This window comes from Pelomonas aquatica (genome assembly GCF_026712205.1).
In the GTDB taxonomy this organism is placed as follows: domain Bacteria; phylum Pseudomonadota; class Gammaproteobacteria; order Burkholderiales; family Burkholderiaceae_C; genus Pelomonas; species Pelomonas aquatica.
Genome location: NZ_JAPPUW010000032.1, coordinates 1 through 21,683, shown reverse-complemented (window position 1 = coordinate 21,683; position 21,683 = coordinate 1). Strand labels below are relative to the sequence as shown.

Annotated in this window: 17 protein-coding genes and 2 pseudogenes; 17 read left to right on the top strand and 2 right to left on the bottom strand. The window is 65.1% G+C overall.

Annotation, left to right across the window (positions count from 1 at the left end):
- The first annotated feature begins 210 nt into the window (after nucleotides 1-210).
- Nucleotides 211-1,449, top strand: a complete 1,239-nt coding sequence (locus tag NYP07_RS22465; protein WP_268154174.1) for a patatin-like phospholipase family protein — start codon at nucleotides 211-213, stop codon at nucleotides 1,447-1,449.
- Nucleotides 1,450-1,551: 102 nt separating this feature from the next.
- Here NYP07_RS22465 and NYP07_RS22460 read toward each other — a convergent pair whose 3' ends face one another.
- A complete protein-coding gene (locus tag NYP07_RS22460; RefSeq protein WP_268154173.1) occupies nucleotides 1,552-1,992 on the bottom strand; it encodes a phasin family protein in 441 nt (146 codons plus the stop codon).
- Between the two features lie 8 nt (nucleotides 1,993-2,000).
- Nucleotides 2,001-3,347: an APC family permease gene (locus NYP07_RS22455; protein WP_268154171.1), complete on the bottom strand. Its 1,347-nt coding sequence runs from the start codon at nucleotides 3,345-3,347 to the stop codon at nucleotides 2,001-2,003.
- 525 nt (nucleotides 3,348-3,872) lie between these two features.
- Between NYP07_RS22455 and NYP07_RS22450 the strand changes: the two genes are divergently transcribed.
- From NYP07_RS22450 to NYP07_RS22375, 16 genes and pseudogenes are all read left to right on the top strand, one after another.
- Entirely contained in the window at nucleotides 3,873-4,148 is a 276-nt protein-coding gene (locus tag NYP07_RS22450; protein WP_268154169.1) for a hypothetical protein, read from the top strand.
- Nucleotides 4,149-4,179: 31 nt separating this feature from the next.
- Nucleotides 4,180-5,664 (top strand): flavin monoamine oxidase family protein, encoded by a 1,485-nt coding sequence (locus NYP07_RS22445; RefSeq protein ID WP_268154166.1) that lies wholly within the window; start codon nucleotides 4,180-4,182, stop codon nucleotides 5,662-5,664.
- Nucleotides 5,661-6,380, top strand: coding sequence for a c-type cytochrome (locus NYP07_RS22440; protein WP_268154164.1), 720 nt, complete (start codon nucleotides 5,661-5,663; stop codon nucleotides 6,378-6,380). Before NYP07_RS22445 ends, NYP07_RS22440 begins: the two co-directional genes overlap by 4 nt.
- Before the next feature lie 311 nt (nucleotides 6,381-6,691).
- Nucleotides 6,692-6,817 (top strand): annotated as a pseudogene (locus tag NYP07_RS22435) (IS110 family transposase); the annotation flags it as partial.
- 300 nt (nucleotides 6,818-7,117) lie between these two features.
- Nucleotides 7,118-8,302 (top strand): helix-turn-helix transcriptional regulator, encoded by a 1,185-nt coding sequence (locus NYP07_RS22430; RefSeq protein ID WP_268154162.1) that lies wholly within the window; start codon nucleotides 7,118-7,120, stop codon nucleotides 8,300-8,302.
- A gap of 46 nt (nucleotides 8,303-8,348) precedes the next feature.
- Entirely contained in the window at nucleotides 8,349-9,047 is a 699-nt protein-coding gene (locus NYP07_RS22425) for a hypothetical protein (protein ID WP_268154160.1), read from the top strand.
- 258 nt (nucleotides 9,048-9,305) lie between these two features.
- Nucleotides 9,306-11,414 carry an outer membrane protein assembly factor BamB family protein gene (locus NYP07_RS22420; protein ID WP_268154158.1) on the top strand — a complete coding sequence of 703 codons (2,109 nt, stop codon included), beginning with the start codon at nucleotides 9,306-9,308 and terminating at the stop codon, nucleotides 11,412-11,414.
- A 101-nt stretch (nucleotides 11,415-11,515) separates the two neighbouring features.
- Nucleotides 11,516-13,012, top strand: a complete 1,497-nt coding sequence (locus NYP07_RS22415; RefSeq protein WP_268154156.1) for a flavin-containing monooxygenase — start codon at nucleotides 11,516-11,518, stop codon at nucleotides 13,010-13,012.
- Nucleotides 13,013-13,194: 182 nt separating this feature from the next.
- A complete protein-coding gene (locus NYP07_RS22410) occupies nucleotides 13,195-14,517 on the top strand; it encodes an aspartate aminotransferase family protein (protein WP_268154154.1) in 1,323 nt (440 codons plus the stop codon).
- Nucleotides 14,514-16,154 (top strand): choline dehydrogenase, encoded by a 1,641-nt coding sequence (locus NYP07_RS22405; protein ID WP_268154152.1) that lies wholly within the window; start codon nucleotides 14,514-14,516, stop codon nucleotides 16,152-16,154. The genes NYP07_RS22410 and NYP07_RS22405 overlap by 4 nt, the downstream gene beginning before the upstream one ends.
- 71 nt (nucleotides 16,155-16,225) lie before the next feature.
- Nucleotides 16,226-17,641, top strand: coding sequence for a gamma-aminobutyraldehyde dehydrogenase (locus NYP07_RS22400; protein WP_378990142.1), 1,416 nt, complete (start codon nucleotides 16,226-16,228; stop codon nucleotides 17,639-17,641).
- Nucleotides 17,642-17,675: 34 nt separating this feature from the next.
- On the top strand, nucleotides 17,676-18,383 hold the full coding sequence (locus NYP07_RS22395; RefSeq protein ID WP_268154148.1) for a CoA transferase subunit A: 708 nt from the start codon (nucleotides 17,676-17,678) through the stop codon (nucleotides 18,381-18,383).
- 3 nt (nucleotides 18,384-18,386) lie between these two features.
- A complete protein-coding gene (locus NYP07_RS22390; RefSeq protein ID WP_268154146.1) occupies nucleotides 18,387-19,025 on the top strand; it encodes a 3-oxoacid CoA-transferase subunit B in 639 nt (212 codons plus the stop codon).
- 136 nt (nucleotides 19,026-19,161) lie between these two features.
- On the top strand, nucleotides 19,162-19,422 hold the full coding sequence (locus NYP07_RS22385; protein ID WP_268154144.1) for a hypothetical protein: 261 nt from the start codon (nucleotides 19,162-19,164) through the stop codon (nucleotides 19,420-19,422).
- A 4-nt stretch (nucleotides 19,423-19,426) separates the two neighbouring features.
- Nucleotides 19,427-21,055, top strand: coding sequence for a long-chain-fatty-acid--CoA ligase (locus tag NYP07_RS22380; protein WP_268154142.1), 1,629 nt, complete (start codon nucleotides 19,427-19,429; stop codon nucleotides 21,053-21,055).
- A 298-nt stretch (nucleotides 21,056-21,353) separates the two neighbouring features.
- Nucleotides 21,354-21,683: pseudogene (locus tag NYP07_RS22375) on the top strand (NAD(P)(+) transhydrogenase (Re/Si-specific) subunit alpha); the annotation flags it as partial.

Below are 21,683 nucleotides of genomic sequence, written 5' to 3'. Positions count from 1 at the left end.
ATGATGGTGGCCTTGAGGGCTGGATGCGGCGGGTGCGACATGGGTGGATGGTGTCAATGCCTGACCGGGGCCGGGATGCTCGCTCTGGCACTACTCGCGGGATGTTCCAGCTACCGGCCTTGGATCAACTCCCCACTGTCGAGCGCCGCCTCAGGCCTGTCCAGCGAGACTGGACCGCAGCCGCTGCCGCCGCCTGCCAACCAGCCGGTGATGATGGCGGTCACGCTGTCCGGTGGAGGTGCACGTGCGGCCGCCTTCGGCCTGGGCGTGCTGCGCGAACTGAAGGCCACCGCCTTCACGCTGGACGGCCAGCCCACCACCTTGCTCGACCACACCGCGATGATCAGCGGCGTGTCGGGAGGCAGCATCCTGGCGGCGCACTTTGCAGCTTTCGGCGACGAGACGCTCGACCGCTTCGAGCCCGACTTCCTGCTGCTGCCCGTCGAGAGCCGGCTGATCCGCGAGGCCCTGTGGCCGCAGCGCCTGTACCGGCTCACGTCGCCGTGGTACGGGCGCAGCCAGATCCTGGCGCAACGCTTTGACGAGCTCTTCCAGGGACGCACCTTTGCCGATGTGCGGCGACGCCCCGGGGCGCCCGAGCTGATGATCACGGCGACCGACCTCACCAGCGGCGCGCCATTCGACTTCACGGTGGAGCAGTTCCAGCGCATCTGCTCAGACCTCGATGCCACGCCGCTGAGCTTCGCCGTGGCCGCGTCGTCCGCCGTGCCGCTGTTGCTGTCGCCGGTCACCCTGCAGAACCACGCCGACGCCTGCCCCCGCCCGGCATCAGCGTCCGCTACGCTGGCCGCAAACCCGGAAGACCAGAGCTACCGCAGCCGCATGCTGCAGCGCACGGCCGAGGCCTTTGGCAACGCGAGGGACAAGCCCTTCATCCACCTCGTCGACGGTGGCGTGACCGACAACCTCGGCGTGAGGCTGATGTTGGACCGGATGGTGACGCTGGGCTCAATGAGCGCGAACTTTGCCGACGTCAAGCCCGGCACGATCCGGCGCCTGGTGCTCGTGACCGTCAATTCCGAGCGTGGCCTGACCGAGCGCGTGGACAAGAGCGACCGTGTGCCGACCACGACCCAGGTGCTGGAGACCCTGATCTTCGGTGCTGCATCGCGCGAGACCGAAATCACCCTGGGCCTGCTGAACGACGACACCCAGCGTTGGCGTGCCGAGATCGAACGCACCCGCGGCCAGCCGGGCAGCCCCTTCGCAGCCGATGCCGAGATCCACGTCATCAATGTCAGCCTGCATGACGTGCCTGACGACAAGATGCGCCACTCACTGCTGCGCGTTCCGACCGCTTTCACCATCGAGGCCGTGGACGTGCAAGACCTGCAGCAGGCGGGCGCGCAGGCGTTGCGTGTGTCGCCCACCTATCAGCGGCTGCTGGAATCGCTGTCCCGGCTGAGCAGCATCCCCACGGCCCGATAGTTCAGCAGGACATCCGGCGGGCTTGGGTGCGCCGGCCACCCTGCCTGGCCTGGCGATTGGTGCGCGTCGGGAAGCTGGAAGACGAGGACTTCGAGATCCAGATCATCGGCTTCGCCAAGCAGATCGGCGACACCGCTGCTCCTGCATGACCTTCCAGGCGTCGGTGCGCAGCTTCTCTTCGATCTCGGACAGTTCCCGGAAGTGGTCGATCGCCTGCTGCATGCCGCGCTTCGCCGCCTCGGACTGCTCGGCGAACTCTTCCTTGCTGAGCGGGCTTTTCAGTGCATCCTGCCATTGCGCGAGCGTCTGCTGCAGGATCTCGTTGCGGCGCTCGACCAGTGCCTTGATGTCCTCGTAGGCTTGGCGGTTCGTCTCGGCAAGGGCTTCGAGATCCCTGTGCTGCCAGTCGGCCAGCCCTTCGAACTCGATGCCCGGAACCTGGAATTTCTCGACCAACTTGCGCAGGGCGTCGAGCGAGGGAATCTCGTCCGCCGGGGGCGTTGTCGCCATGGCGGCAACAGGCTTCTTGCGGGCGGTAGCCATGGTTCTCCTCAGCCGACCTCAGCGGAGGACAGTCCGGTGCCGCGGGCGCGCAGAAGGGCGGCCACGACCAGGCCGACCAGCATCCAGGCCCCGCCGACGGCCAGGGCGACCCGGCTCATCTGCGTCAAGACCATCAGCAGGATGACGATGCCGATGAGCGGCAGGATCAGGTGCACGAACAGCCGGGGGGAGCCGCGCCTGATCCGGTAGTAGGCGATGACCGAGGCGTTCACGGCGATGAACGCGAGGATGGCGCCGAAATTCACCATCGAGGTCAGCGTGTCGAAATGGTCGGCGAAGGGGAGGGCCACCGCGATGGACAGCGCGCCGGACGCCAGGATGGCGCGATCCGGCACGCCGTAGCGGGGATGAAGATGCCCGAGGAACGCCGGCATCTGGCGATGGCTGGCCATCGAGTGCAGGACCCGCGAGACCGCAACCACCATGGGGGGCGAAATCGAGAAGGCCAGCGTCAGCGACATGGCCAGCGTCACGATCTGGGCCAGTGCCGGATCGACACGCGCCGCGAAGGCTTCGAAGCTCGCCGTGGCCAGGTCCTTGAACTCGAATCCCGCCGCCAGGTCCGCGAAGATCCAGACCTGCATGACGGCAAGCACGGCGATGGCGGCCAGCGTCGTCAGCACCGCGCGGCCCACGAGGTGGCGCTGCTCCGACCTGACCTCGCCGGTGAGGGTCGTGATGGCGTCGAAGCCCAGATAGGACATGAGGCACAGCGACGTTGCCGCCAGCACCCCCTGGCCGCTCGACGCCGGCCCCCACCAGGCACCCGCGGTGAAGACCGGCAGCCGATGGGTGTGCATGGCGTGGAGCGTCCAGCCGATCACCAGGGCCAGCGTGAGGAACTGGCCGACCAGCGTGGCGGTGTTGAACCGGGCGCCGTTCTTCACGCCGAACCAGTTCACGCCGATGTTGTACGCGGCCATGACGAGGATCCAGGCCCAGCGCGGCACGTCGGGCACGATCAGGGACATGCCGATCCCGAACAGCACGTACATCAGCGCCGGCAGCAGCAGGTAGTCCAGCAGCACCATCCAGCCGGTCAGGAATCCGATCATGTCGCCCATGGCGGCCCGGGCGTAGCCGAATGCCGATCCGCTGCCGGCGACCTCCTTCGCCATGCTGGCGTAGGAAATCGCCGTGAAGAGCAGGGCCGCGGCGCCGAGGGCAAAGGCCAGCGGAGCCGCGCCGCCGGACAGCGCCAGCGCGAATCCCCAGGTGGAGAAGGGCCCCAGCGGCGAGATGTAAGCCAGGCCATAGACGACCAGGTCCCAGTACGTCAGGACTCGTAGAAGGCGTCCAGCGCCATTGCCCAGCATTGCGTTTTCCTGCGACATCGATTGTTCCTCTTTGCAGCGAACGAGGTGGCGCCGATGGAGGCTTGCCTCTCGCTGCCAATTTGGCTCAATGTGCAGTGGCGCGCATGGGCCCACTAGGTGCCTGTCGGCCGCGTTGAGATGCGCTGAGGCCAAATTCTCGTGGTCCCCGTGTGCTGCATGTGCGCCCTCCTTGATGCAAGCGGCTTGGTGGGCGTTGCCTCGCAGTGCTGCCGTTCCTTGAAAAAGGTTGGCCAATCGACCGCTGAGTGCTGATGACCGAATGTATGCATCAGCGATAGCTAGCGTTAACCCTGTTTCTGCAACAAGGTCGCATGACCAATAATATTTTCAGGTTGTTCATGCGGATGAGGCCACCTTGATCCGAGGGGACCTAGATTGCTAGTACGACAACCCGGGCCAGCATGGGGATGGGTTAGAAGATTGGTGTGCGAATGACCAACGTTTTGCGACTGCTGGTGGCGGCTTTGGGCACCATGGCGACGGCCCTCGCTCCGGCGGCCGCTGACCAGGATTGGCCTTTGCTTGGGATCGCTCTACCACGGCGGCGGAGAGAACCGCTCCAACGACTCCCGAACCGGCGTCACCATGGCTTTCGACCTCGCGTTCCTGCGGCAAGAGGAGAACCAGTATCTGTCGGTCCCGGTCGAGACGATCAAGACCTTCCCGGAAGAAATCCAGCGTCTGCTGGGCTGGTCGCGCAGCGCGACGTTGAACGGCTGGGTCGACATGGATGGCCAGTTGGCAGAGCCCCTTGATTTGCTGAAGCGCGAGGACTTTCGCGAAGTCGGGATGTTCTGAAGGCGGGCGTACACAAAAGAAGGTGACAGATATGAACAAGCAGAATTCATCCAACGCCCAAGTCGGCATCGGGCGCAGGCAACTGCTCAAGCTCGCGAGCGCCACGGCCACCGTGACCGGCACGAGCGTGAGCACTGGGCGGGCATTTGCCGGCGGCGCAGACAAGACGGGAGAAATTCTCGACGTCGTCATCATCGGCGCCGGACTGGCCGGCCTGACCGCCGCGCGCGACCTCAAGCGCGCCGGCTGCGAGTCCTTCTTGGTGTTGGAAGCGCGTGATCGTGTCGGTGGTCGGACCTTGAATCACGACCTCGGCAAAGGGTACTTCTCGGAAGCCGGCGGTCAGTGGATCGGCCCGGGTCAGACCGCGATCGCTGATCTGGCCCGCGAGTTGGGTGTCGGCACTTTTCCCACCTACTACCGGGGAAAGTACGTGCTGCTGGCCAACGGGGTTCGCGCCACTGTTGAATTCGATGGCAGCCTGAGCACCGATCCGAAGCTGCGGCATGAACTTGAAGAGATGGCCCGGACTGTGCCGACCGCGGCGCCATGGACCGCGCCGCGCGCCGCCGAGTTCGATGCCATGTCGTATGGCGACTGGCTGGCCTCAAAGAATCTCTCAACAGAAGAGCAGTTCAATCTTTCGCTCCTCGCGCAGGCGACGACGGGCGTGCCGCCGTCGAAATTAGGGCTGCTGCATTACCTATCTCTGATCAATTCGGCCAGCAACCACTACGAACAGCTCGAGGGCATCAAGGGCGGTGCCCAAGAGTCCCGCATCTCGGGCGGATCGCAAATCCTGTCGATCAAGATGGCGGAGGCGCTGGGCGACAAGGTTCGGCTGTCGAGCCCAGTGTTGCGTATCGAGAACTGGCAGGACGGACCGGCTGCCATCCACACACCGAAAGGGGTCATCCGCGCGCGCAGCGTGATAGTTGCGCTCTCGCCGTCACTGTGTCACCAGATTGCCTTTGAGCCGCAACTGCCGGAGAAACGCCGCGAAATGCAGCGGCGTTTTCCCGCCTATGCACCAATGCGCAAGACAGCGCATGTCTACAAGAAGGCATTCTGGCGCGACAAGGGCCTGAGCGGGTTGATCACGCAGTTGAAGGGCCCAGTCCAGTGGGCCTACGACAATTCACCGGAGGATGTTTCCTTCGGCGTTATCTCGGCCTTTATCAACAACGGTGCGTTGCCATCCGACCCCAAATCCGCCGAGGCTGAACTCACGCAGATCTACGCCCAGGCGCTGGGCGAGGAAGCATTGCATCCCGTCGCTTTCTACGACCATGACTGGGGCAAGGTCGACCGCTGGTCCTTGAGCTGTACATCGCCAATACCCCCCGGCTTTCTTACCAAGTATGGCGATGTGTTGAAGCCGTCCATCGGTCGGCTGATCTGGGCGGGCACGGAAACGGCGGACATCTGGATCACCACGATGGATGGCGCCATTCGCTCTGGTCACAAGGCGGCATTGCAGGCATTGCAGGCGGTGGCCGCAAAGAGGGCTGCATGATGAATCCCACAACGAAATCGCGCAGTCGCAGCCGTTGGCTGGTCAGCCTGTCGGGTGGCCTGATCTTGGCAGCCGTTGTTATCGCCGCCCTGGTCTACGGGCCGGAGCTCTACAGCCTGTTCCAACTGGGCAGGCAGCTCGAGCAGATATCCCGCGAGAACGAGCGGCTGGGTGGTCCGTGGCCGCGTGTCAGCGACGCTTGCATTGCCTGCCACGGTTTTGAAGGTCATGCGCGCGCGCAAGGCTATCCACGTTTGGCCGGCCAGCCGGAAGCCTATATCAAGAAGCAACTCAAGGCCTTCGCCAGCGGCGAGCGCAGCGATTCGACGATGACGACGCTCGCCGTGAGCTTGTCGGAATCCGATATCGATGGCCTGGCGGCCTTCTTCGCAAAAATGGCGCCGCAGCCGAACACAACGTTCAGTGCTGATGCAGGGCGCGTGGCGCGCGGCGAAGCACTGGTCAAGACCAAGGGCTGCGTCGCCTGTCATGGCCAGCAGTTGGAAGGTAAAGATCTGAATCCGCGTCTGGCCGGGCAGGGTTACGACTATCTGGTCGATCAGCTCACGCGCTTCAAAAGTGGCGCACGCAAGGATGTCAGCGGGGCCATGCCAGCGATTGCCGCTGCTCTTTCGCAGCAGGAGATCGGGGATATGGCGAGCTACCTCGCAAGGCCGGAGCTCGCGCAAGCCGTGCCTGCTTCTAAGGCGGACTAAGTGGCATGAACCCGTGAGCACCCTGGATGATGGAAGATTCTGGGGTGTTCGGGCCGGCGCGGGTAGAGGTCGATCAATTCATTGATGGCCTTGGGCCGTGATCTCCAAGTTGCCCCGCTGTCGTCCACTGGTACCCAGGAATGCCTGCGAGCGCTGTCCAGTCCCGTGAGGGGCTGGGTGCGCCTGACGGCCCACATCAAACAGAGCCGCCGGGCTTGTCCGGCAGGCCGTTGGTCGGCGGCACTTTCGCGGGCCCGCACGCTTGTGATTGTTGTTCAAGCGGCAGGAGCCCGGCCATGGAATTGACCCTGATGCGTGAGCTCCGCCTGGCGGCGCGCCAGCGCCAGAAGCTCGTGGGCGCAGCCAGTGCCGAGAAGGACCGCCTGCACAAGGTGTTGGTCGACGCCGGGGCGCGGTTGAACGTGCTGGTCAACGACACCTGAGCACTCCCCGTCGCGCCCCAGCGCTCCGGCCTGCGTCAGGTCGGGCTCTGCCACGTGCGCCAGGAGATGTCTTCCACATTGAGCATTTGAGCCAAGCGCAGGGCTTGCCTGCGCTCCCGCATCCCCGGCGCGCCGACCTGTTCGCCCCTGTCGCCAAGATCCGAAGGCCGGCTGCAAGGTGGGTAGCACGGCGAGTAAATTTGTGTCAACTGACTAATCTGCTGGTGGAAGTACCAATGTTTGATATTGGTCAAATGAACAACGATTGAGTCATTGAGAACATTGGGGTCGGCAATGACGGATTGGACTGAGCGGCTATGTCTCACGGCGGACGACCTTTCCCTGTCCTGCTCGGAGCTCGCGACGGGCATTCAGCTGGCGCTGGAGGAGGGCGTGGACCAGCGCCTGCTGCATGACCGGATCGAGGGGGTCAGTGTGGAGCTGGATGGGCCGGCAACCCGGGTTTCCATTCGCCAGCAGTACGCCGTTCACCGCGTCATCGCGGCGGCCTGCGCGCCTGGATTCGCGTTGCGCCTGGCCAGGCGGATGCGCCTGACGGCGTATGGCATCGCGGGCTATGCCTTGCTCAGCAGCCCGAGCCTGAGCCAGGCGCTGAACATTGCCGAGGCCTATTCGCCGCTGCTCGATCTGAAGTTCCACCTGTCCGTGCGCCGGGAGCGCGGCATGGCCTGCATCGGCTTCCACCAGCGCTACGCGATGGACGAGGACATGCGGGTGCAGTGCCTGCAATTCGAAGTGGCCAAGCTGAAGACGCTGCTGGACGACGTGATGTGCGAGCCGATGCCGGTCGCCGAAGTGGCCTGCCGCCCTGGCTTCATCGGCGGGCTGGACGATCTGCGCAGCGTGATGCGCGTTCCGACGCACGTTGACGCCCAGTTGCCGGAAGGCGTGCTGGCCGAGATCCGGTTTGATGAGTCGCGCCTCGATGCCGCCCTCCCTCAGTCGCATGCCGCCACGCACACGGCCTGCGCCAGCATCTGCGATGCCCTGATGGCCGACTTCGCGATCCAGTACGACCTGGCGCGGCGGGTCCAGGACGTGCTGCGCAAGTCGACCGGCAAGCCGCCGACGCTGCCCGGCCTCGCAAAGACGCTGTGCATGTCGGAGCGGACGCTGCGCCGCCGTCTGGAAGCGCTGGACACCTCCTACAACCTGCTGCTCGACGAGGTTCGCAAGGAGCTGGCCATCGGATACGTGACCAGCACCCGGTACACGACCGAGGTCATCGCCGAGCTGCTCGGCTACAGCGATGCGGCGAATTTCCGGCACGCATTCAAGCGCTGGACGGGCGTCTCGCCCCGCAACTATTCGGGTGGTTCCTTCCTCGTCAAGGGCGACGCGGATGGTGTGCGGCCAGCACGCGCAACCCGGCCCTCGTTCCAGCCCCATCAACTGCCCAAGTTCATCGCGCATGACGGGACGCTGAACGCCGTCGCCGCCTGGCGCAGCGCAGCTTAGGGCCTGCTCTCGTAGTGTTAACAGGCCCCAATCGGAGAGTTATCAAATGAATGCACGCGACCTCGTGTCGGTCATCGCGACCTTGTCACTAATCTTTACCGGCATCTACTTCGGTATCAGGTTCCTCAAGCTCAAGAACCAGTTGCTGGGCTGGGAGTGGATCGTGCTCGGCTTTTCCGCCAGCAACATCCTTCTGGGGATCCTGTTGCAGAACGCCAGTTTCACGGCGGTCGGCTTTTTTTGCGACGCCTTTTCCAGAGGTGTCGGCTTCCCCGTGATCGCGACGCTTGGATTCGTCGAGCTGTTCAAGGGCCGCAAGTTTTCCTGGCAGTTCGACGTCGCGGCCTTCGCCGGCGGTGCGGCCTTCGCCCTGGCGGCCAGAACGGTGTGGTTGGAGTCGCCGACCCTGCAGCAGTTCTACCTGGTGGCCGGCTTGCCGTTCAATGTGTGCATGCTCTATTTCGCGGCCAGGTTGTTTGCCGTGCGCCTCGTGGGGCATGGCATTGCGATCCTCGCCGGGCTCGCTGCTCTTTGGGGCATTTCGCTCCTCGAGGGCGGCTACATCGCCTTCCCTGGTGAGGAGACCAATGTGCTTTTCAACTGGCTGACGATCGCCGAGTTCGTGTGGGCCGTGGTGTTCGCCCAGTACTTCTTCGCCTACCGCGCCTACGAGGCGGCCACCAACGGCCGGGGAATCAGCGGTGAAGCCGTCTATCGGCACAAGGGGCGTGCCGCTTCCGCTTGAGCATGGGTGTCGCGCGCCTGAGAGATCGCCTGCGACCCCCACAAGTTGCCCGGCTGAAGTTGAACGCGCGGGCCGGATCGAACTGCGTCCAGGCCTGTCCGCGCCTTCGATGCCGGCGGTCCGGTGCGTGTTGCTTCGCAGTCTCCCGGGGCGTACGCTTCGATAGAAAAATCATTGGGCATCCGACCATATTTGTGTCGATGGTCAAGAAGGTGCATAGGAAAACTAGCGTTTACCCGGTGAAATTTAAATGGTCAAATGACCAATAATGATTTCACGCTGCTGATGAGAATCAGCCCTAGAGAGGCCGAGGAGACCGATATGACGAGAGCGACGACCCAGGCCCGCATGCAAGCGGGCAGGAAGATTGCAGTACGTGTGACCCATGCGAGTCGACTTCTGGTGGTGGCCATTGGCGCCATGGCGACGGCGCTCGCTCCGGCGGCCCCCAATCAGGATTGGCCTCTGCTCGGTCGCAATGCCGACATGCAGCACAACAGTCCGCTGCAACTGATCAACGACAAGAACGTCGGCCAGCTCGGCCTGGCCTGGGTGGCCGAGATGCCGATCAAGGACGGCCTGGCCGGCAATGCGCTCGTGGTCGATGGCGTCATCTACCAGGGCGCTCCCCGCACGCAGGTGTTCGCCAACGACCTGAAGACCGGCAAGCTGCTCTGGAAGTTCGAGGCGCCGGTCAAGATGACCGATGGGCCGAGCGTCCCTCGCTGGGCATACAACATCAATCGCGGCATCGCGGTCAGCGGTGATCACGTGTTCTACGCCTCGGCGGACTGCAAGCTCTACGCCATCAACCGCAAGACCGGCGAGCGGGTCTGGGCTGTCGAGGCCTGCGACTCCTCCCAGGAGACGGGCTTCTATGCGATGACGATGGCGCCGCGCGTCGGGGGCGGCAAGGTCTTCGTCGGCAACACCTGCGGCGACACCGGCGTCGGTCGTGGTCACGTCGATGCCTTCGACGAGAAGACGGGCAAGCCGCTCTGGCGCTTCTACACCGTGCCGGACGATCCCGCGAACGGCAAGCAGAAGACGCCCGAGCTTGAGCGAGCGGTGAAGACCTGGGGCAAGGACTGGCACTCGAAGACCAATGGCTGCGGCAGCGTCTGGGACGGCATGACCTACGACGCCAAGCTCAACCAGCTCTACATCGGTGTCGACGGCCCGGGGCCCTGGGTTCCCACGATGCGGGGCAAGGGTCACGGCGACGAGCTCTACACGAACTCGGTTGTCGCGCTCGACGCGAGCACCGGCAAATACATCTGGCACTACAAGCAGACGCCGAACGACGGCTGGAACTATTCGCCGAACGCCCCGCTGATGCTGACCGAACTGCCCGTCGGCGGCAAATCGCGGCGTGTGGTGATGACGGCTCCGAAGAACGGCTTCTTCTATGTGCTGGACGCCAAGACCGGCAAGTTCCTCTCGGCCAACAACCTCGTTCCCGTCAACTGGGCGAGTGGCATCGATCCCAAGACCGGGCGCCCGATCTTCAAGGCGGATGCGCGCTACTGGGAACACAAGGACGGCAAGGCCGTGATCCTTCCGTCGACGTCAGGTGCGCACAACTGGCACGCGATGGCCTACAACGAACAGACGGGTCTCGTCTACCTGGGTGCGGCGGTGGTGCCGTCCCTGGCGGAGTTGAAGCCGGACATGATCGGTGGCCTGAGCACGCACGACTACTTCGGCTACGAGCCCGGGAATGAGAAGTACCGGCCCTATGGCGAGCTGATCGCCTGGGATCCGGTCGCTCAAAAGGCCCGCTGGCGCGTCAAGCGCGAAATTCCTTACAGCGGCGGTACGCTGACGACCGCGGGCAACCTGGTCTTCCAAGGTACGGGCGACGGCAAGTTCGAAGCGTTTGCGGCAGACACCGGCAAGCTCCTGTGGTCATTCGACACGGGGGGGGGTCGGCATGGCGGCGCCGACGACCGTCACGCTGGACGGAGAGCAGATCGTCCTCATGCCGGTCGGCAACGGTGGTTCGACATCCATCGGCCAGGTCCTGACGCGCATTGCCTCGACCCCGCGAACGCTTGCGTCCCCGTCCCGTCTGCTGGCGTTCAAGCTCGGTGCGACCGCGACGCTCGCCAAGGCTGCGCCTCTCATGCTCCCGCAACCCCCACTCCCGCGGCCGGAGAACAAGGAACAGATCCACGCCGGGGCGATCCTGTGGGAGGGCAAGGGCTGCGTGTACTGCCATGGTCACGAGGCCATCAGCTCCAACGGCAACATCAAGGACTTGCGGTTCGCCTCGGCCGAAACACACGGGCTGTTCGCCGGCATCGTCATCGGCGGGCTGCGCAAGGACCAGGGCATGCCGATGTTCCAGGACATCACGATGGATGAGGTCAACGCATTGCAGGCCTTTGTGCTCGACCGCGCCTGGGCAGACCACCTCGCCGGCGCCAAGGCCAAGCATTGAGCGACGTCTGACCAGGAGGCCCGCCATGACCCATCCGCATCAGGCCGCGCTCGTGAATGGCCAGCACCTCGACTTCATCGTCATCGGCACTGGCATCTCGGGCATCGGTGCCACCTACGCGATGCACAAGCGCTTCCCTGATGACTCGTTTGCCGTGCTCGACGAGATGGATGGCTTCGGCGGCACCTGGTGGACGCACCGCTATCCCGGCGCCCGATCGGACAGCGACTGCTACACCTATGGCTACAGCTTCAAGCCCTGGGAAACCGGCCGCGCCATCGGCACGGTCGACGAGATCCGCTCCTACCTCGGCGAGTTGATCGAGGAGAACCACCTCGCGCGTCACTTCCACTACGGACACAAGCTCACGGCCGCCAAGTGGTCGTCCCAGGATCAGCGCTGGTCGCTGGAGATCACCCGCCTCCATTCGGGCGAGACGCTGACGCTGACGACGACCTTCCTCTGGATGTGCACCGGCTACTACGACCATGGCAAGGGCTACACGCCCGAGTGGCCCGGCATGGCGGACTTCAGGGGCCAGTGGGTGCATCCGCAGCACTGGCCGCAGGACCTCGACTACACCGGCAAGCGCGTGGTCGTCATCGGCTCGGGCGCCACGGCAGCCACGCTGATCCCGTCACTGGCCGACTCCGTCGCGCACGTGACCATGCTGCAGCGCACGCCGACCTTCATGTCCGCGGATTCGCCGATCCATCCGCTGGAAACCCAACTGCGCGCGCTTGACCTGCCCGCCGATTGGATACACGAGATCATGCGCCGCGCCTTCATCGCCAAGGTCGACGGCGAGGTGGAAATCTCCTTCGCGCATCCCGAGGAAATGCGTGCTGCGCTCATCGAGCAGGCGCGCGCCCTCCTGCCCGAGGGCTTCGACGTGGAGAAACATTTCAACCCGAGCTACCGCCCCTGGCAGCAGCGCATCGCGATCATTCCCGACGGTGACTTGTTCGCCGCCATCAGTTCCGGCAAGGCCTCGGTGGTCACCGACCGCATCGAGCGCTTGGATGCCACCGGGATCCAGCTGACCAGCGGCGAGCACCTGGATGCCGACATCGTCGTCACCGCCACCGGCTTCAACATGAAGATGTTCGGCGGCGTGCCCTTCTTTGTGGACGGCGAGGCGGTGGACTTCACCCAGCGCGTCAGCTACCGCGGCTTGATGATGGAAGGCATTCCCAACATGGCCTATGTTGCAGGCTACATCCGCTCGAGCTGGACGCTGCGCGCGGATCTGGTCTCCGACCTGGTGTGCCGCATTTGCGAGCACATGGAGAAGCAGGGCTACAACGTGGTGGTACCCAAGGTGCCTGCCGCGGACGCCGACATGCAGCGCCTGCCGTGGATCGACACGGAGAACGTCAACTCGGGCTACTTCATGCGATCACTGCACCTCCTGCCCAAGCAGGGTGATCGCCATCCCTGGAAGCACGGCCTGGAGTACGCCGAGGAGCGCGTTTCCTTTCCGGCTGTACAGCCCGACGAAGAAGCACTGACCTACCGCTGAGCGCCGGTGGCGCCGCGCAACATTCGATCAATCAATCAAGAGAGTCATTCCGTGTCACTCGATCTCCACATCGCCGGGGCCATGCAGATGCTGGCCGATTCAAGCGCCAAGCCCTTCCACGAAGGCATGCAGCACAGCATCGTTCGCTTCGGCGCGATGCTGCGCGGCTGACGGAGGTCAACATGGCGAGCTGGCCCGATCCGACCTCTCGTTCCAAGGAACTCTATGACCGTGGCCTGAAGGTGCTGCCGGGCGGCATCACCCGCACGATGCCCTGGCAGGAGCCTTTCCCGGTCTATGCGGCGCGCGGAGAGGGCGCCTACGTCATCGACGTCGATGGCACGCGGCGGCTCGATCTGCTGAACAACTTCGCATCGCTGATCCACGGTCACGCGCATCCCGAGGTCGTCCAGGCCGTGCGTCGCCAGGTGGGCAACGGCTCGGCCTTCACGCTGCCGACCGAGCCGGAAGTCGCCCTGGCGGAAACGATTTGCGGCCGCGCGGCGAGCTTCGAGCAGGTGAGGTTCTGCAACTCGGGTTCCGAAGCGGTGATGAGCGCCATCAAGGCCGCTCGCGCAATCACCGGCCGCCCCAAGATCGTGAAGGCGGAAGGGGCCTATCACGGCTCCTACGACTACGCCGAGGTCAGCCTCGATTCCTCTCCCGCGAACTGGGGCGGCGATCCGAACTCGGTCGGCTATTCGAAGGGCGTTCCCAAGGGCGTGACCAACGACGTCGTCGTGATCCCGTTCAACGACGTCGAGGCCGCCGAGCGCATCATCCGTGCGAACGCCGCCGACATCGCCGCCGTCCTGCTCGACGCGGCGCCGAGCTATCTGGGCTTTGTGCAAATGTCCCGGCCCTTCATCGACATGGTCGAGCGCGTGACCCGCGAGATCGGCGCGCTCTTCATCCTCGACGAGGTGATCACCTTCCGGTCCCATGTCGGCGGCGCCCAGACCCTGCTCGGCATCAACCCGGACCTGACGACCCTCGCCAAGATCATCGGCGGCGGCTTCCCCGTCGGTGCCGTCGTCGGGCGGCGGGAGTTCATGCGGGTCTACGACCACCGCGAGGGCAAGCCGGGCCTGCCGTGGAGCGGCACCTTCACGGCCAACCCCGTGTCGATGACCGCCGGCAAGGTCACGCTGGACCTGCTCGACCAGGCCGCCATCGATCGCATGGCCCGGCTCAACGAGCGGCTGGTCGCCGGATTGAACGAGGCCTTTGCGAGGTCGGGCTTCCCGGGGCAGGTCACCGGCTTTGCGTCGAGCTTCAAGGTCTACGGCCACACCCGGCCGATCACCGACTACCGCTCCGGGTTCTCGACGCCGCAGGAAGCCGACCGGGTCGCGGCGCTGCAGCGTGCCTTGACCGTCGAGGGCTTCCACATCGCACGCAACGGCAAGGGCTTCCTGTCGACGCCGATGACGGAAGCCGACATCGACGGCTTCGTCAACGTGGTGTCCGGCATCGTGGACGCCGAGCTCAGGAGAAACGTGTGACCGACTACGTCGTCGTCGGCGGCGGTTCCGCCGGTTGCGTGCTGGCGAACCGGCTCTCTGCCAATCCGGATGTCGAAGTCACGCTCATCGAAGCGGGCGGCCGGGACAGCAGCCCCTTCATCGGCATGCCTGCCGGCTATTTCCAACTGATGAAGACCGGGCAGATCGACTGGGGTTATTACACCGAGCCCCAGCAGCATCTGCTGGGCCGGCGCCTGTACTGGCCGCGCGCCAAGGTGCTCGGCGGCTGCAGCTGCATCAACGGCATGGTCTATATCCGTGGCAGCGCCACGGACTATGACAACTGGGAGGCCATGGGCAACAGCGAATGGTCGTTCAAGGATTGCCTGCCCTATTTCCTTAAATCCGAGAACTGGAATGGCCCCAACAGCGCCATCCACGGAAAAGGTGGCCCGCTGTATACCAGCCGCTACGGCGTCCAGCATCCGCTCTCCAAGGCTTTCGTCGAGGCGGGTGTTCAGGCCGGTTATCCCTACCGGGATGATTTCAATGGCGGCGAGCAGGAGGGATTCGGCCCCTGCGACAGCACGATCAAGGCCGATGGAGAAAAGGGGGTTCGATCGAGCACGGCCTTCGCCTATATCCATCCGGTGAAGGACAGAAAAAACCTCAAGATCATCACCAAGGCGCTGGCCACCCGCGTCATCGTCGAGCATGGTCGGGCGGTTGGGGTCGAGTATCTTCGCCATGGCCGCAAGCAAACCATTCGCGCAGACCGGGAAGTTCTGCTGTCGGGCGGTGCCATCAATTCGCCGCAGCTGCTGCAATTGTCTGGAATTGGTGACCCGGCGCATCTGCGGTCGGTCGGTATCGCCGTGAAGGCGGAATTGCCGGGCGTCGGACAGAACCTGCACGACCACCTCGCCGTCGGCCTGCAATGCCGCTCGACGCAACCGAATTCTCTGCTGACCTATGTGCGCCCCGTTCGCGCGGCCGCAGCGCTGGCCCACTATCTGTGGAACCAGGAAGGCCCGGGCGCCTATCACGGTGTGGAGGCGCTGGCCTTCGTCAAGAGCCAGCCCGATCTGGTCGCCCCGGATATCCAGTATCACTTCGAGATGATCATGTACCGTGAAAACGGTCGGCACATCATTCCCGAACATGGCTTCACGCCATTCCTCAATATCTCCCGCCCCAAGAGTCGCGGCTGGCTGAAGATACGGTCGGCCGACCCGACCCAGCATCCGCTGATGCAGCCCAACTATTTCTCCGATCCGGACGATATTCGCGTCTATCGCGATGGTATCCGGATAGGGCGGGACATTCTGGCGCAGAAGGCATTCGATCCTTATCGCGGCGTTGAATATGGGCCGGGCCCGCAAGCCAAGACCAACGACCAGATCGATCAATATCTGCGGGAGTGTTCAGAATCCGTCTACCACCCGGTGGGGACGTGCAAGATGGGCTTCGACGAGATGGCGGTCGTGGATGACCGGCTGCGCGTGCGCGGCGTCAGCGGCCTGCGGGTCGTCGACGCTTCCATCATGCCGAGCATCGTCAGCGGCAATACGAATGCGCCAACGATCATGATTGCCGAGAAGGCCGCCGACTTCATTATTCGAGCGGACCGCGGCAGCAGTACGGAATCACGAAATATCGAGCGCGCCAGCGCATAAGCAGACGTCGTAGCGGTGCGTGGCACCGGAAATCATCCGAGAAACAGGAGTGAAGAATGTTTGACCATGAAATGCTGATCGGTTCTGACTTCGTCGCGGGTGCGGCGGCCGCAGAACAAGTCCTCAATCCGAAAACCGGCGCTCTGTTGATCGACCTCCCGGAAGCGTCGGTGGAGCAGGTCGACGCGGCGGTCGAGGCGGCGTCCAGGGCCTTCACCGCCTGGTCGCGGACCACCCCCGCGGAGCGCTCCCGCCTGCTGCTGAAACTCGCCGATGCGATCGAAGCCGCCGCCGAGGATTTCGCGACCCTCGAAGCGCTCAACTGCGGCAAGCCGCGCATCCGCGTGCTGCAGGACGAGATCCCGGCGATCGCCGACTGCTTCCGCTTCTTCGCCGGCGCTGCACGCACGATGCACGGCGCCGCATCGGGCGAATACGTCGCCAACCACACGTCGATGATCCGCCGCGATGCCATCGGCGTCGTGGCCTCCATCGCGCCGTGGAACTATCCGCTGATGATGGCGGCCTGGAAGCTTGCGCCCGCGCTGGCCGGCGGCAACACGGTCGTCATCAAGCCGTCGGAGCAGACGCCGCTGACCTTGCTGAGGCTGGCGAAGATCATTGCCGGCATCTTTCCTGCCGGCGTCGTCAACGTCGTCACCGGGCGCGGCCAGAGCGTGGGCAATGCGCTGATCCATCACCCGAAGGTGGCGATGGTCTCGCTGACCGGCGACATCGGCACGGGCAAGAAGGTGCTGCAGGCAGCGACGGGCACGGTGAAGCGGACCCACCTCGAACTCGGCGGCAAGGCACCGGTTATCGTCTTCGATGACGCCGACCTGGCCAGCGTCGTCGAAGGCGTCAAGGTGTTCGGCTACTACAACGCCGGCCAGGACTGCACGGCCGCCTGCCGCATCTATGCCGGCAAGAAGGTCTACGACAAGCTCGTTGCCGACCTTTCCAGCGCGGTCAAGAGCCTCAAGTTCAACCAGCCCAACGACGACGACAACGACCTGGGTCCGCTGATCTCGGCGCGGCAGCAGCAGCGTGTGGCGGCCTTCGTCGAGCGGGCGGCGGCGCAGAAGCACATCGAGGTCACCGCGGGCGGCCGCGCGGGCAGCGGCAGCGGCTTCTTCTACGAGCCGACCGTGGTGGCCGGCGCGCTGCAGGCGGACGAAATCGTGCAGCGCGAGGTCTTCGGCCCCGTCGTCTCGGTGACGCGCTTCGACGATGCGGACGAAGCCCTGCGCTGGGCCAACGATTCCGAGTACGGCCTGGCCTCGTCGGTCTGGACCCAGGACATCTCGCGTGGCATGGCCGCGGCCGCGCAACTGCAATACGGCTGCACCTGGATCAACACGCACTTCGTGCTGACCAGCGAAATGCCGCACGGTGGCCTGAAGTCCTCCGGCTACGGCAAGGATCTCTCCATGTACGCGCTGGAGGACTACACGGTCGCGCGGCACGTCATGGTCAAGCTCGGTTGAGCGCAGCCATTTCCATTGAGCGGAGACAGGCACGATGAACAAGGTCTACCCCAGCGCCGCCGAGGCGCTGCGCGGGGTCGTGAAGGACGAGCAACTGCTGGCGGTCGGCGGCTTCGGCCTGTGCGGCATCCCCGAGGCGCTGATCGCGGCGCTGCGCGACAGCGGCGTCAGGGGCCTGACGGTGATCTCCAACAACGCGGGCGTCGACGGCTTCGGCCTCGGCCAGCTGCTGGAGACGCGCCAGATCCGCAAGATGATCTCCAGCTACGTCGGCGAGAACAAGGAGTTCGAGCGCCAGTACCTGGCCGGCGAGCTGGAGCTGGAGTTCACGCCCCAGGGCACGCTGGCCGAGAAGCTGCGCGCCGGCGGCGCCGGCATCCCGGCCTTCTTCACGAAGACCGGCGTGGGCACCGTGGTGGCCGAGGGCAAGGAGCTGCGCGAGTTCGACGGTGCGACCTATGTGATGGAGCGCGCGCTTGCCCCGGAGGTGTCGCTGGTCAAGGCCTACAAGGCCGACAGGAGCGGCAACCTGGTGTTCCGCCGCACGGCACGCAACTTCAATCCGGCCTGCGCGATGGCCGGTGAGATCACAGTCGTCGAAGTCGAGCAGCTGGTCGAGACCGGCGAGATCGACCCGGACGCCGTCCACCTGCCGGGCATCTATGTGCACCGCATCGTCGTGAACGCCAAGCCCGAGAAGCGCATCGAGAAGCGCACCTTGTCCGAGAAGAAGGGAGGCTGAGCGATGGCCTGGACGCAAGACCAGATGGCCGCGCGCGCGGCCCAGGAGCTGGAAGACGGCTTCTACGTGAACCTCGGCATCGGCATCCCGACGCTGGTCGCCAACTTCGTGCCGGCCGACAAGGAAGTCTGGCTGCAGAGCGAGAACGGCCTGCTGGGCATCGGCCCCTTCCCGACCGAGGAGGAGGTGGACCCCGACCTGATCAACGCCGGCAAGCAGACGGTGACGACCATCCCCGGCTCGTCCATCGTCAGCAGCCACGAGGGCTTCGCGATGATCCGCGGCGGCAAGATGAATTTGTCCATCCTCGGCGGCATGCAGGTCAGCGAGCGCGGCGACCTGGCCAACTGGATGATCCCCGGCAAGATGGTCAAGGGCATGGGCGGCGCGATGGACCTCGTCGCCGGCGTCAAGCGCGTCATCGTGCTGATGGAGCATGTGGCGCGCAAGAAGGACGGCAGCGAAGACCTGAAGATCATGCCTAACTGCACGCTGCCGCTGACCGGCGTCGGCGTCGTCAGCCGAATCATCACCGACCTGGCGGTGATGGACGTGACGCCGCAGGGCCTGAAGCTCGTCGAGCTGGCCGAGGGCGTCACGCGTGAGCAGGTGCAGGCGAGGACGGGCGTTCCGCTGCATTGAAAAGGCGATCGGCCCGCATGAGGCGAGCCATCGGATTCACCGGGACACCGACGGCGGGCGAATGCCCGCGGCGCAGCTGGCCCGGAGTCATCGACTGCCGCGGCCATGGCCCGGGCAGGATTGCAAGGAGACGGCGATGAAGACGGTTCGACGTGCGAGTGTGTTGCTGTGGGGCCTGCTGGCCGTCGCAGCGTTCGCTGAGACGGCGTTGATCTTGGGCTTGTCTGCCGACCTGCCCGATCCCGATGCAATGGCCGCGGCTGGCGCGACGTCCGCCTGCCTGGCAAACACGCAGCAAGGCGCGGCCTTCTGCGCCCATTCGGCCTGGCAGGCGTCCAGCTACACCGGCGACGTCTCCTGGCAGGCCCTGGAAACCAGCAACATTCGAAGGAAATAGACCCATGCTTGGAAAGATGATGGGGGATCCGCTGTTGATCTCCGGGCTGATCGCCCATGCCCAGCGCTATCACGCAGACACGGAGATCGTCTCCGTCGAGACGACCGGTGGCGTGGAACGCAGCAACTGGGGCCAGGTCGAGCGCAACGCACGGCGGCTCGCGTCGGCGCTCGGCAAATTGGGTATGCAGGCCGGCGACCGCTGCGCCACCATCGCGTGGAACAACCGCCGCCACCTGGAGATCTACTTCGGCGTCTCGGGCGGCGGCATGGTCTGCCACACCATCAACCCGCGGCTCTCGCCCGAGACCCTCGTCTACATCTTCAAGCACGCCGAGGACAAGCTGCTCTTCGTCGACCGCACGTTTCTGCCCGCGGTCGCCAAGCTGGCGCCCAGCCTGCCGACGCTCAAGCATGTGGTGTTGATGGGGCCGCGCGAGGACGAGGCGCAGGCCCTGCTGCCGGGCTTGCGCTTCTACGACGAGCTCGTCGCATCCGGCGACGACAGCTACGCCTGGCCGGTGCTCGACGAGAACCTGCCTTCGTCCCTTTGCTACACGTCCGGCACCACGGGCCATCCCAAGGGCGTGCTCTACAGCCACCGCTCCACCGTGCTGCACAGCCTGGTTGGCAACAGCCCCGACGGCATGGGCGTTTCGGCGCGCGACACCGTGCTGCCCGTCGTGCCGATGTTCCACGTCAATGCCTGGGGCGTGCCCTATGGCGCCGCGGCGCAGGGGGCTCGGCTGGTGCTGCCCGGCCCCGGCCTGGATGGCGCCAGCCTGGCCGGGCTGATCGAGGACGAGAAGGTCACGGTCGCGTTCGGCGTGCCCACGATCTGGGCGGGCCTGCTTGCCGCGCTGCGCTCGCGCGGCAGCCGGCCCGCGAGCCTGAAGCGCACCATCGTCGGCGGGTCGGCGATGCCGCCGTCGATGATCGCCGCGTTCCGGGACGAGTTCGGCGTCGAGCTCGTTCATGCCTGGGGCATGACCGAAACCAGCCCCCTGGGGACGCTCAACCAGTTGCTGGCGAAGCATGAGTCATGGAGCCCGCAGGCCCAGGCCGAGCTGCGCCAGGGCCAGGGGCGCCCGCCCTACGGCGTGCAGCTGCGCCTGACCGGCGACGACGGCAGAGAGCTGCCGCGTGATGGGCAGACGCAGGGCAATCTCCAGATCCGCGGGCATTGGATCGTGGACACCTACTTCAAGGCGGAGGCCCCGGCGCTCACCACCGACGGCTGGTTCGACACCGGCGACGTGGCCACCATCGACGCCAACGGCTTTATGGTCATCCGTGATCGAGCCAAGGACATGATCAAGTCGGGCGGCGAGTGGATCTCCTCCGTGGAGCTCGAGAACCTGGCGATGGCCCATCCGGGCGTGGCTGCGGCGGCGGCCATTGGCGCCCGCCACCCGAAATGGGACGAGCGGCCGATCCTGATCGTCACTCGGCGCGCCGGCGCCGACGTGACGGAGGAGGCGGTCAAGGCCTTCTTCGACGGGAAGCTGCCCAGCTGGCAGGTGCCCGACCGCGTGCTGTTCGTGGACGCCCTGCCGCTGGGCGGCACCGGCAAGGTGCTGAAGAACAAGCTGCGCGAAACCTACGGCGACCTGCTCGTGCGCGTTTCGCCCTAGGGCCTGTGAACGCTACGGCAGTAGGCCGCGTTGTGGCCAGGAAGGCCGCGAGCAAGGCGCAAACCGCAGCCGGGCTAGCCGCCCGGCGAGGATTTGCAACGCCGCGCGCGGCCTTCCTGGCCACAACCCGAAGGGAAGGTCGTTCGCCAGGGGCCACTCCGCGTTGCACCGCTGGCCCGCATATCAATGCGGGCGGCGCGCTGCGCCTTGATTGGCCCCTGGCGAACGACCTTCGCGGTCTATTGCCGTAGCGTTCACAGGCCCTAGCCCTTTGCATTCCCAGAGATGAGCCATTGACATGCGCATTGCCGTTCCTATCGAGACCGCAGCGGGCGAAAACCGCGTGGCACTGACACCCGAGGTGGTGAAGAAACTGGTGGCCCAGGGCCACAGCGTTTGCGTCCAGGCCGGGGCGGGCCTGCGGGCAAGTGCGCCGGACGAGGCCTATGTGGCGGCTGGCGCAACGATTGGCGGCATCGACTGCCTGTCCGCTGCCGACCTCGTCCTCAAGGTACGCGCCCCCGGCGCCGACGAGCTGGCGCTGATGAAGCCCGGCACGGCCCTGGTCGGCATGCTCAACCCCTTCGACCGCGACGGCCTGGCCGCCCTGGCCGCGGCCGGCCTGACC